The organism is Alcanivorax sp. (genome assembly GCF_051117345.1).
Taxonomy (GTDB): domain Bacteria; phylum Pseudomonadota; class Gammaproteobacteria; order Pseudomonadales; family Alcanivoracaceae; genus Alcanivorax.
This window is the reverse complement of record NZ_JBNPEC010000180.1, coordinates 1-11,424: the sequence shown is the minus strand read 5'-3', so window position 1 is coordinate 11,424 and position 11,424 is coordinate 1. Positions and strand designations below refer to the sequence as shown.

Below are 11,424 nucleotides of genomic sequence, written 5' to 3'. Positions count from 1 at the left end.
CGCGCCACGGCCTCGAAGGTTTCCACCGACGGGCTGAACACTTCCCGTTTTTCACATCGGGTGAGCGGGTCAGTGCCGTCGGCGATCAGCTCCCGGGCCTCGTCGCGAAGCTGGCGGGCAAAGGCCAGGGTGACCTCCGGGCAGGGGCCCAGGGTGATGACCTTGCTGCGGCCGTCGAATCGGTAGCTGAATTTCCAGGTACGATTGCCATTGGCCTCTACCAGCAGGTAAAGCCCCTTGTCGTCCCGGAGTTTGTAATCTTTCTTCAGGGGTTCGGCGTTGCGGACGTCCGCGGAAGTCAGGGCCATGGCTCGCTGCAGGTCAGGTTATTGTCGGCATCGCGCAAAAACGATGCGGGGATTACAGACAATAAGCTACCCAGCTTTGCCGATGCGTTCAATTGCTGTGCGGTAAGTGCCGTTTTGCGGGTGTTGGCCGGAGCCCGCCCTGCCATTGCTCAGGCGGGCCCGAGCGGGTGTCAGGATGTGGCGTCGCTGATGGAGGTCTGGGCGCCCTCAAAGAGATTCCTGACTTCGCCACCGGCAAGCACGATAGTTGCAATGGCCACAAGGGCGATAAATGCCACGAGAAGGGCGTACCCAACAACTGTGGCGCTACTTTCTTCCTGTAGAAATGCGCTGATGAACTTCAACATGGCCTGGCCCTCCTGGCGGCTTGTGTGTCCTTCATAATCACAATAGCACGCTTGTCTCAGTACGGAGATGGCTTTGATTTATGCAAAAAGGCTGTCATGAAGTTCAGGCGTGTTGGGGCTTTTCGCATCAAGCTGCTGGATTTGCGCGATATTTTTCTTTTCCGGGAATAATGCGAAATTTAAGCCTTTGTTGGCTTATTGTAAGGAGGGAGACGTGTGGCGCCGGATGCCATTCAGCAGGAGTTTGACCTGGGGCAATTTGTCACATAGGGCTTGTGCAAGGATGTGCTAGCCTGAAGAGCATTAACAGAGCGTGATTAGGGAGGGTATGCCTGTGGAGTTTGATCCGTTCCTGCTGGCCCGGCTGCAGTTTGCCGCCAATATCAGTTTTCATATTCTCTTCCCTACCATCACCATTGGTTTGTGTTGGGTGCTGTTCTATTTTCGCCTGCGCTATACCATCTCCGGTGACAAGGCCTGGGAGTATGCCTACTTCTTCTGGGTCAAGATCTTCGCCCTGAGCTTCGCCCTGGGGGTGGTGTCCGGCATCACCATGAGCTTTCAGTTCGGTACCAACTGGCCCGGGTTCATGGAGCGTGCCGGTAATATCGCCGGGCCCTTGCTGGGTTATGAGGTGCTTACCGCCTTTTTCCTGGAAGCCTCTTTCCTGGGCATCATGCTGTTCGGCAAGGACCGGGTCAGCAATCGTACTCACCTGATCGCCACGGCGCTGGTGGCAGTGGGTACCTCGTTCTCCGCGTTCTGGATTCTCAGCCTCAATTCCTGGATGCAGACCCCCACGGGCTATCGCATCGAAGACGGCGTGTTCTTCGTGGAAAGCTGGTGGGAGGTGATTTTTAATCCTTCCTTCCCTTACCGCCTGGCGCACATGTTTACGGCATCCCTGCTGACCGCCGCGTTCCTGATTATGGGGGTGAGTGCCTGGCGTGCCATGCGTGGCGTGGATGGCCCCGCCACCTGGAAGGTGATGCGCACAGGCGCGCTGATGGCGGCCCTGTTGGCGCCATTGCAGGTATTCATCGGTGACTTGCACGGGCTCAACACCCTGGAGCATCAGCCGGCCAAGATCGCAGCCATGGAAGGCATCTGGGAAACGGAAAAGGGCGCGCCGCTGACCCTGTTCGGCTTTCCCGATGAGGAAGCAAAAACCACGCACATGGCCATCAAGGTGCCCAACCTGGCCAGCCTGGTTCTCACCCATGAATGGGACGGCGAAGTGCTTGGCCTCAATGAATTCGAGGGCGAAACCCCGCCGGTGGCGCCGGTGTTCTGGGCGTTCCGGGTGATGGTCGGCATTGGCATGCTGATGGTGCTGACCGGCTGGTGGGCTGCCTGGCGACTGTTCCGCAACCGGGATGAAAATCGCGAGACTCAGACCTGGCTGTTGCGTGCCCTGTCGGTGATGACCTTCTCCGGCTGGATTGCGGTGCTGGCGGGCTGGTACGTCACCGAAATCGGTCGTCAGCCGTGGGTGGTGGATGGGCTGCTACGGACTGCCGATGTGGTGGCGGATCACAGCAGCGCCACCGTGGCAGGCACCTTGTTCGGCTATGTGCTGCTGTACCTGTTCCTGCTGGTGTCCTACATCGCTACCCTGCGTTATATGGCTACCAAGCCGGCACGTTCCCTGACGCTGTCACCCCAGCAACGGGCCATGAACGACGCGGAAACTGCCGAAGGAGAAGCATGATGGATCTGGGATACTGGCTTCCGTTGTTCTTTGCTGGCGCCATGGGGCTGGCACTGCTGATCTATGTGATTCTCGATGGTTACGATCTGGGTATCGGCATGTTGCTGCCCTTCGCCAGCGATGACGAAAAGGATGTGATGGTGGCGGCCATCGGGCCGTTCTGGGATGCCAACGAAACCTGGATCGTACTGGGCGTGGGTATCCTGCTGATTGCCTTTCCGCAGGCCCATTCCATCGTGCTCACCTCTCTGTACCTGCCGGTGACGCTGATGCTGATGGGGCTGATCCTGCGCGGGGTATCGTTCGATTTCCGGGTCAAGGCCGGCGACAAGCACAAGTCCAAATGGAACCGTCTGTTTGCGTTCGGCTCCCTGGTGGCGTCGGTTAGCCAGGGCTGGATGCTGGGCGCCTTTGTCACCGGGCTCACCGGTGATGCCACCAGCACCCTGTTCGCCGCGCTGATCGCGGTGGCGCTGCCGTCCTTGTACATCATGCTCGGCGCCGCCTGGTTGCTGATCAAGACCGAAGGCGAGCTGTTCAACAAGGCAGTGCGCTGGGGGCGGATGGCGGTATGGCCAATGGGCGGTTTTCTGCTGCTGATTTCCATCGCTACCCCGCTGGTAAGCAGCGCCATCGCCGACAAATGGTTCACCCTGCCCAACGCCATCGGCCTGATGCCTATCCCCATCACCACCGCGCTGGCGTATGCGGCACTGGTCTGGATCTTCAACAGTAAGCAGATCCTGCACAATGGGTATGGCTGGCTGGCGTTTGTCGCCTTAATGGTGGTGTGCGTGCTGGCGAGTATCGGGCTGGCCTACAGCCTGTTCCCGGATATCGTGCTGGGGCGGATTTCCATCTGGGAAGCGGCGTCGGCCACGGAGTCCCTGCTGTTTACCTTCTGGGGCGCCATCATCGCCTTGCCGATGATTCTGGGCTACACGATCTTTATCTACCGGGTGTTCCGGGGCAAGGCCACGCACCTGAGTTACGAATAGCATTCGCCTTGTGAACAAGGCTCCAACAGCGGTGCGTTGTGTCGTTGGAGCCTTGCTTGCAAGGCGAAGCGTTTGATTCTTGTTTCATTGCTGGAAAAGTGATTTCTCTTTCAGGGCTTTTTCCAGTTTCTTCCTATCAATCCCCGCCATATTGATGGCAAATACCCCTTCCAGTAATTCCCGTAATTCTGCGGTTGAATTCAGCGTGTGTTTTTCGCTGCTGCCGTCCGGAAAGCGCACCGTATAGAGATCGTTCAACAAGGTATGGCGACGGTCTTCGCCGGTGCGCACGGCAATCAGATTGTTCACGAATTTGGATTGCGGGTGGCAGGCCACATACCAGTTGGCCATTTCGAAATCGACGCGTTCCTGTTTCATCAAGTCGAAACGATAGAGCAATCGCCATTGGTCCCCGAGCTGTACCCACAGGCTGTAATGATCCTGATGCGACTCCACCCGAAAAGACTCCAGCGGTGTGCTCTGTGGGTGCCTGGCGTGGAGCTTAAGAGGCGCAGTCGGAGTCATACCGCCAAACCCCACATCGCTGAGATAATCCTCACCGTCAATCGTCACCAGTAGCACCATATGCGAGCGTGGCGGCCAGGCATCGTCGGGCTGGTTCCAGTAGACCCGCCCGGTGATGCCGCGCGCCTGGAACCCCAGCGTGGTAAGTACCTCCAGAAACAACAGGTTATTCTCGAAACAGTATCCGCCACGACGTTGGAGAACCAGCTTGTCCATCAGGGCCTGGTTATCCAGGGGTACCGGGAGGCCTAGTAGTGGGTTCAGGTTTTCGAAGGTGATGGCCTGCAGATGCAAGCGTTGCAGGGCCTTGAGGGTATTCAGGGTAGGCTGCTTTTCTCCCTGATAGCCGATTCGTTGCAGGTAGGCATCAATATCCAGCGCCATGGTATGGGTCCCTGTCGGAAAAAGGAGAGGCAAGCATAAAACCTCAACTCAGGTTGATGTAAAGTCTCAATATAAAAAATACAGGATAGAGGGAAACAGGGATGAGATGGACTCTGGGGATTCTGGCCGGATGGTTAACGATGTCTTTTATGGCAACGATACTTTCTCTGCTCACCATGGCGGGAACGCTGGGCTACAGCCTTTACGTCGGAATGGATGATATCTCGCCGAAGGGAAAGGCCGACTGGATGGCCGGTTATCTGGACAAAGTGATGAATAATTTCTGGGTCATAGATTTTCCTGCCTGGGGAATCGGTGCCTTATTGGCCGGGTGGGTGTTGATTCGGGTGACACGAACCGATAACGGTTTTGCCGTGGTGGCAGTCTCCCTGCTGATGGGCGCTTATGCCGGGCTGAATTACTGGAGCTGGCCGGGCAGTGTCGGCCCCTTTCTGGTTGTTTCTGTGCTTTTCTTTATCGGCGCTTATATTGCCGATCAGCGCCGTCAAAAATCATCCAGGTCTCACGCCGGTGTTGCTGGAGACGATGACGCAAAAACTGATTAACATAGAGAAACGATAAACAGATAGCAGTCGCTTAAAAGGATGCGGGTTAGTCTTTTGCTAAACAGATAAAGCTGATCCGCACAGCACCGTGCGCCATACAGGAAAGGTGGCAGAAAACGTTATGAAAGTCTCAGTGGCAACGGACAGGCTCACCTTTACGCCGCTCACGGACGCGGACCTGCCGGTGTTGCATGACTGGCTGGGGCGCGAACATGTTAGCCGCTGGTGGGGGCCGCAGCGAAGTCTTGAAGAGGTGGTGCGCGATTACCATCCGGCCCAGCGTTGTTTCGGTGGCGCCATGTTTTTCTTTATCCGCCTGGATGAAGAACCGCTGGGGTTTATTCAGCGTTATGCTCCCATTGAACATCATCATGAAGGCTGGTGGCTGGAAATCGAAGATCCGGGCGTACGTGGGGTGGATGTGTTTCTCGCCAGCGAGAGCCATCTGGATCATGGGCTGGGCGGCTCGGCGGTGAGGGCCTTTGTGGATCGGCTGTTCGATGATCCCCAGGTAACAGAAGTCATCGCCGACCCGGCTCCGGATAACCTGCGTGCCATCCACTGTTTTCGCAACGCCGGCTTTGTTGCCCGTCAGGTAGTGAAGACACCGGACGGGCCGGCCCTGCTGATGTGTTGCCGCCGACCTTGATGATCAGTTGCCATCGAATGTCATTCCTTTTTTGGGCAATGCGACGACGTTATTTTCTCCCGGTACTGGTGCCGACTTTCTGACACAATAACTCATCCGAGACGGAGAGATGACGCCGGCGGATGCAGGTTTTGAGAGTCTCGGGCACTTCGGCGTTTTTCGGGAAAGTGCTGGCGTGTTATGGGGCCCCATGGTTGAGTGGTTACTGGCATCGTTATCAACCAGCGGACCGTTGCTGTCAGGGCCCGGTAAGCTGCAGGAGTGTTTGTCATGAAGCAGAACGTATCGCAGCGGTTGTTGTGTGCCGGTTTTCTCTTGCTGTTACTGGGGCTGTTGACCGGCTTTACCCTGCCGCTGCTGGTCAACCCGCGCATGGGGCTGGCCAGCCATATGCAAGGCATTACCAACGGCCTGCTGCTGGTTGCCCTGGGGCTTTGCTGGGGTCGCTTGGTGCTGTCCTCCAGGGCCGCTTGGTTGGCCGGGTGGTTGGCGCTCTATGGCACCTATGCCAACTGGCTGGCAACGCTGCTTGCCGCTATCTGGGGCACTGGAGCCATGATGCCGCTGGCGTCGGCGGGTTTTACGGCCGCCCCCTGGCAGGAGCAAGTGGTCAGCCTGCTGTTGATGAGTCTGTCTGTGGCAATGGTGACAGCGCTGCTTCTGGTGGTCTGGGGTTTGCGTCCCGGTCTGCACCAGAACAGTGAAAATACCGTGTAGCATTTCCGACCACTGGCGGCTGACACGGCACCAACGTCGATCAGATTTCACTCAGCGGGGTCGGCCCTGTGACATAATTCCGGTATGAATGAGAGCTCATACCATGCCTGGGGTTGACCGCAACCCCCTTCCTATAACCGACTTGCTCGACTGGAGTGATCGGGACAAGAGCCTGTTGCTGTCGGTGCTCACTGGCCTGTTGATGCTCGGCTTTCTCGGCTGGCTCCTGTTCACGGTGAACTACACCCGCTTTGCCGAGCAGTTTCTCTCTGTGGAAGGGGCCGGGCTGGCCCGGGATATTTTCCTTTTTAATGTGATCGGCTGGTTGGCGCTGACCTGCTGGGGCATTGCCCTGCATAAAACCAAGCGTCACTCGGTGGCCTATCCCAATGTCTGCATTCACTTCTTCGGTTTTTCTTTTCTCGGTATTGGCTATGTGATGGGCCTGTACAATCCGGTGATGGGGCTGGTGCTGGTGGGCTCGCCGCTCACCGGGTTTATTCTTTTTGATTTCAAACGGGTGACCTGCAGCCTGGTGATCCACACCGTTATGGTGCTGGCTATCTATGCGCTGATTGTGCAGGGAAAATTGCAGTACGCCCCGCTGCTAAAGGCAGACCCGGTGACCAAGGCTCTGGTCTCCGTGTACTGGGTTAACAGCATGATTGCCTTTGCCACGCCGTTTCTGGCCATGGTGTTCGGCTTCACCTATGTGTTGTTGCGACGCTGGCAGATTCGTGAAAAGCAGATTCGTGCCCTGGCGGTGACCGACCCGCTCACCGGCCTCGACAATCGCCGCGCCCTGTTCGATCAGTTCAGCTACGAGCTGGCCCGCAGCCGCCGCAGCGGTAGCCCGGTGTCGGTGTGCGTGATGGATCTGGATCATTTCAAGAAAATCAACGATCGCTACGGGCACGCCACCGGCGACCAGGTGCTATTGATGGTGGCCCAGGTGTTGCGAGACTGCTTGCGGGAAACCGATCGCATTGGCCGTATTGGTGGCGAGGAATTCATGTTGCTGATGCCGGAAACGGATCAGCAGGGTGCCGCCAAGGTGATCGAGCGCTGCAGGCATCGACTCAGCGATACGCCAGTGGAAGTAGACGGGCAGGCGCCGTTCCATGTCAGCGCCAGCTTTGGCGTTACCTGTTCCGGCACCGGCGACACCCTGGGTGAGGAGCAACTCTTCACCCGGGCGGATCAGGCGCTCTATCAGGCCAAGGAAGCGGGTCGTAATCGGATGGCATTCTGGTCTTTGCCGCAGGAAGCGGCGACAGCCTGAGAGATTGTGGTAGGTCGTCGTTGGAGCCTTGCTTGCAAGGCGAAGCGACCAGATACCCCTTCGCCTTGCGAGCAAGGCTCCAACAAGCTACGACTCCAGCTCGGCAATCAGCGCATTCACCGCCCGGGCAAATTGCACCGGCGAATCCTCCTGAAGAAAGTGACCGCCCACCAGGGTCTGGTGGGGCTGGCCCTTGGCGCCGGGAATGCGTTCCTGCATGTACTTGTCGCCGCCCCGGGTGATCGGGTCGCCATTGCTGAAGGTGGTCAGGAACGGTTTCTCCCATTGCTCCAGTACCTTCCAGGCCTTGCGGTTGGCATCGCTGGCCGGGTCATCCGGTGTCACCGGCACTAGCTTCGGGAAAGCCCGGGCGCCGGCCTTGTACTTCTTGCTCGGGAAGGGCGCATCGTAGGCCCGTCGTTCATCCGGCCCCAGCTTCTTGAAGGTGCCGCTGCCGATAATCCGGGCGATGGGGAACACCGGGCTGTAGAGCGCGAAATTCTTCCACAGCTGAAAGGCCTTGGGGACTTTCATATCGCCGGTGGGCAGCATGCCGTTACCCACCACGATGGCCCGGAAACGCTCCGGGTTCTCCGCTGCCAGGCGCAGGCCCAGCAACGACCCCCAGTCCTGGCAGACCAGGGTGATATCGTTCAGGTCCAGTTGTTCCAGCCAGGCTTGCATCCAGTCCATATGGCTCTGGTAACTGTAGGCGTTGATATCCGTGGGCTTGTCGGATTTACCGAAACCGATCAAATCCGGCGTCACCACCCGGTGACCGGCGGCGGCGCAGATCGGAATCATGTGCCGGTACAGGTACGACCAGGACGGCTCGCCATGCATCATCAGCACCGGCTTGGCATCCACCGGGCCTTCATCCAGATAATGCATTCGCAGGCCACCCACGTCCGCATAGTGGGGTTCGAAGGGGTAGTCCAGCAATCGCTCGAAACGGGAATCCGGGGTGCGCAGAAAATCCATGGGGCATCCTGATGAAAATGAAAACCCAAGGATGGCCGTTAACGGCCAGTGATGGCCATGTCTTCCCGGGCCAAAGGGCGTGAAGGATGGCTTGCGTAGGGGGCACTGAGCCTGAGGCGAACTGCGCGTAACCACAGTGGTCACGGCGCAGTTCGCTGCGCTCTCAACGCACCCGTGATGGCCGGCTCATCCCAGAGACCGGCCAGGCCTGCCTTGAGATTCCGCGGTGATATAGCCAGCCAAAGAGCAGGATAGTCAGCGCGCCGGTCAGTACCGGGTTGATTAGAAACCACCAGCTTTCCCCGGCTAACATTACAACAATGGGGTTGGCCCCAGCCGGTGGGTGTGTGGTGCCGGTTAGCATCATCAGTGCAACCGAAAGCCCTACGGCGAAACCCAAAGACCAGGGCGAGACCCCCAGCACTGTCATCACGGCAATGCCGGTTGCTGATGTCAGCAAGTGCCCGAAGAGAATGCTGCGAGGTCTGGCCAGCGGGCTTTGCGGTAAGGCGAAGAGTATGACCATGGTTGCCCCAAACGGTGCCATCAACCACAGCAGAGGCTGGCTGAGACCTTGCAGGCTGCTTAACAGAGTGATGCAGGCCATGGCGCCGACTCCGGCCAGTAGGGCTTTCGATACCGTTTGGGGCAGGGTGATTTGCGAGAGAGGCATGAGGAATCCTTTGGTGTTTGATTGCAAGGAGACAGGTCTGTCTACTTGATGGTAGACAGACCTGTCTCCTTGTGTCAATCTGAATCAACAGTTCACTGGGGCAGAGAATGGATAAACGAGAGGCGCTGGTAGCCACGGCATTCTCCCTTTTCTATCGGGAAGGGATTCATGCCGTTGGGGTTAATCGAATACTGGAGCAATCCGGTATTGCCAAGAAAACGATGTACCACCACTTTCCTTCCAAGGACGATCTGATCCTGGCAGTGCTGGAATTCCGCCATGTGCGCTATTGCCAGTGGCTTGAGGCGAGGGTAGGAGAGGTTCCCGCTGGCATTCAGGGCATAGACGTGATCTTTGCGGCCCTGGACGATTGGATAAATGGTGTCGACGCCACTCTGGCGTCTTTCCATGGCTGTTTTTTTATTAATGTCAGTGGCGAGTTCGGAAATCCCGATCATCCTGCTCATCAGTATTGTGCCAAGCACAAGGCCTGGGTTCTGGCGCTGATGAAAAAGCAGGTAGAGGCAATCGGGTTGGGTGAAAAGCAGTCAGAGGATTTTGCGCAGTCGCTGGCACTACTCAAGGAAGGGGCTATTGTGCTGGCCCATGTTTGTGGGCAAACGGGAGCCGCCAGGCGAGCAGGCCAGACTGCCCGTCTTTTGCTTGATCCCTATTTGTAGCGGGTAGCGAGATTGGTGCCCTGAGCGATGTTGCGCGCAGTGTTGCGCTAAAGGAAAGCGACCCTTGCGTAGGGCGCGCTCAGCGCGCCCTACGGTTTTCTCGGGCCTGGGAGTTTACTCGTCCCAGAGACCTTCCAGGGTGTAATCGCTGCCGGGCTGTGCCCAGAAGCCGCCGTCCACGTAGCGACGGTGGCGATCCAGTTCGGCGATGGCGTTCATGTCGTCTTCGCTGAGTGTCAGGTCGGCGGCGGCCAGGTTCTGTTGCAGCCGCTGCGGATTGACCGATTTCGGGATCACCGCCGTGCCGCGCTGCAGCGCCCAGGCGATCAGCACCTGTGCCGGGCTGGCGTCGTGGTTGTCGGCGATGTCATGAATGATCGGGTCTTCCAGCAGCACCGGTTCGTCCTCGGCCTTGAGGCCGTCCGGGCGATCAGAGGAGCCCAGCGGGGAGTAGGCGGTCAGGTGAATGCCCTGTTGCTGGCAGAAGCGCAGCATGGCGGTCTGTTGCAGATAGGGGTGTAGTTCGATCTGGTTCATGGCCGGTTTCAGCCGTGCCTTGCTGATCAGGTCGTCCAGTTTTTTCACGCTGAAATTGGATACGCCGATCTGCCGGGTCAGGTTGTCATCCACCAGCGCTTCCATGGCGGCCCAGGTGGTGGCCACGGGAAGGTCGTTCAAGGACACCATGTCATCGCCGGACTGGGGAAAGGGCACGCCTTTCTTCAGTGCCACCGGCCAGTGCATCAGGTACAGGTCGAGATAATCCAGCTTCAGGTTGTTCAGGGTGGTTTCCAGGGCTGGCTGGACATCCTCTGGAGCGTGGTCGCTGTTCCACAGTTTGGAGGTGATCCACAGGTCCTCGCGCTGCACGGTGCCGGCGGCGAACACATCCTGCAGGGCCTGGCCGATTTCGTCCTCGTTGCCATAGATATGGGCACAGTCGATGTGCCGGTAGCCCATTTCGATGGCGGCCTTCACTGCCTCGTAGACCTCGCCAGGCTGGGATTTCCAGGTACCCAGGCCCAGTTGCGGCATGGTGTCGCCGTTGCTGAATGTCAGTGTTTTCATCACCTGCTCCTGTAGATGCTGTGTGATAGTCCCGGTCGCTTTTGGCAGCCGGTGTGGGAAAACAAATACCCTAATGACAGTGACCCTCAACAGGCACCGCAGTTCCTGCCGGATTCTTGTCCGATTCTCCGGAATGAGCGCTTGAGCCGCTTGGGCCATTTCGCTACTGTGGCCAACCCTTCTATTTCGGCGGCGCCTTTTCTCGCCGCCCCCTGTTTGGAACCTGTTTATGTGGATCAAGAATCTGGTTGTGTTTGTGGGCGAAGAGGCCTTTCCTTCCTCCGTGGCCGAGCTCGATGAAACCCTGGACCAGAACCGCTGCCAGCCCTGCGGCTCGCAGACCCTGCGCACCGAAGGCTTTGTGCCGCCCCTGAAAGGGCAGGACCCGATGGTGTATGCGGTGGACGGCTTCATCTACTGCACCTACCAGGAAACCTCGCGCCTGCTGCCCGGGCCGGTGATCAAGGAACTGCTCGATGAGAAGGTGGAGCACATCCAGGATGAGGAAGGCCGCAAGGTGGGTCGCAAGGAAAAG

14 protein-coding genes are annotated in these 11,424 nt (G+C 58.1%); 8 read left to right on the top strand and 6 right to left on the bottom strand.

Annotation, left to right across the window (positions count from 1 at the left end):
* On the bottom strand, window positions 1–308 hold a 308-nt coding region (locus ACFE0K_RS11520), incomplete at its 3' end, for an Arm DNA-binding domain-containing protein (protein WP_434536203.1).
* Between the two features lie 170 nt (window positions 309–478).
* Complete coding sequence (locus tag ACFE0K_RS11515; protein WP_434536202.1) at window positions 479–655, bottom strand: Flp family type IVb pilin; 177 nt, start codon at window positions 653–655, stop codon at window positions 479–481.
* A 328-nt stretch (window positions 656–983) separates the two neighbouring features.
* On the opposite strand from ACFE0K_RS11515, the gene ACFE0K_RS11510 reads away from it, so the two are divergent.
* Together ACFE0K_RS11510 and ACFE0K_RS11505 are read left to right on the top strand one after the other, a co-directional pair.
* Complete coding sequence (locus ACFE0K_RS11510) at window positions 984–2,366, top strand: cytochrome ubiquinol oxidase subunit I (protein WP_434536201.1); 1,383 nt, start codon at window positions 984–986, stop codon at window positions 2,364–2,366.
* Entirely contained in the window at window positions 2,363–3,364 is a 1,002-nt protein-coding gene (locus ACFE0K_RS11505; protein WP_434536200.1) for a cytochrome d ubiquinol oxidase subunit II, read from the top strand. Before ACFE0K_RS11510 ends, ACFE0K_RS11505 begins: the two co-directional genes overlap by 4 nt.
* An 84-nt stretch (window positions 3,365–3,448) precedes the next feature.
* Here ACFE0K_RS11505 and ACFE0K_RS11500 read toward each other — a convergent pair whose 3' ends face one another.
* Window positions 3,449–4,273 (bottom strand): arylamine N-acetyltransferase family protein, encoded by an 825-nt coding sequence (locus ACFE0K_RS11500; protein WP_434536199.1) that lies wholly within the window; start codon window positions 4,271–4,273, stop codon window positions 3,449–3,451.
* Window positions 4,274–4,374: 101 nt separating this feature from the next.
* On the opposite strand from ACFE0K_RS11500, the gene ACFE0K_RS11495 reads away from it, so the two are divergent.
* The 4 genes from ACFE0K_RS11495 to ACFE0K_RS11480 all read left to right on the top strand — a co-directional run bounded on the left by ACFE0K_RS11495 (window position 4,375) and on the right by ACFE0K_RS11480 (window position 7,487).
* Entirely contained in the window at window positions 4,375–4,839 is a 465-nt protein-coding gene (locus tag ACFE0K_RS11495; protein ID WP_434536198.1) for a hypothetical protein, read from the top strand.
* Between the two features lie 121 nt (window positions 4,840–4,960).
* Window positions 4,961–5,488: a GNAT family N-acetyltransferase gene (locus tag ACFE0K_RS11490; protein ID WP_434536197.1), complete on the top strand. Its 528-nt coding sequence runs from the start codon at window positions 4,961–4,963 to the stop codon at window positions 5,486–5,488.
* A 270-nt stretch (window positions 5,489–5,758) separates the two neighbouring features.
* Window positions 5,759–6,205, top strand: a complete 447-nt coding sequence (locus tag ACFE0K_RS11485) for a hypothetical protein (RefSeq protein WP_434536196.1) — start codon at window positions 5,759–5,761, stop codon at window positions 6,203–6,205.
* A gap of 103 nt (window positions 6,206–6,308) precedes the next feature.
* A complete protein-coding gene (locus tag ACFE0K_RS11480) occupies window positions 6,309–7,487 on the top strand; it encodes a GGDEF domain-containing protein (protein WP_434536195.1) in 1,179 nt (392 codons plus the stop codon).
* 87 nt (window positions 7,488–7,574) lie between these two features.
* On the opposite strand, the gene ACFE0K_RS11475 is transcribed toward ACFE0K_RS11480, so the two are convergent.
* Complete coding sequence (locus ACFE0K_RS11475) at window positions 7,575–8,468, bottom strand: haloalkane dehalogenase (protein ID WP_434536194.1); 894 nt, start codon at window positions 8,466–8,468, stop codon at window positions 7,575–7,577.
* A 163-nt stretch (window positions 8,469–8,631) separates the two neighbouring features.
* The gene (locus ACFE0K_RS11470; RefSeq protein ID WP_434536193.1) at window positions 8,632–9,141 is read right to left on the bottom strand and encodes an HPP family protein; all 510 of its coding nucleotides are present in this window, start codon (window positions 9,139–9,141) and stop codon (window positions 8,632–8,634) included.
* Window positions 9,142–9,248: 107 nt separating this feature from the next.
* Between ACFE0K_RS11470 and ACFE0K_RS11465 the strand changes: the two genes are divergently transcribed.
* Complete coding sequence (locus ACFE0K_RS11465; RefSeq protein WP_434536192.1) at window positions 9,249–9,821, top strand: TetR/AcrR family transcriptional regulator; 573 nt, start codon at window positions 9,249–9,251, stop codon at window positions 9,819–9,821.
* Window positions 9,822–9,935: 114 nt separating this feature from the next.
* Here the strand turns inward: ACFE0K_RS11465 and ACFE0K_RS11460 are convergent, their stop codons facing one another.
* Complete coding sequence (locus ACFE0K_RS11460; RefSeq protein WP_434536191.1) at window positions 9,936–10,889, bottom strand: aldo/keto reductase; 954 nt, start codon at window positions 10,887–10,889, stop codon at window positions 9,936–9,938.
* A 229-nt stretch (window positions 10,890–11,118) separates the two neighbouring features.
* On the opposite strand from ACFE0K_RS11460, the gene rdgC reads away from it, so the two are divergent.
* Window positions 11,119–11,424, top strand: a 306-nt coding sequence (gene rdgC, locus ACFE0K_RS11455; RefSeq protein WP_434536190.1) for a recombination-associated protein RdgC, incomplete at its 3' end; no start/stop codon positions are given.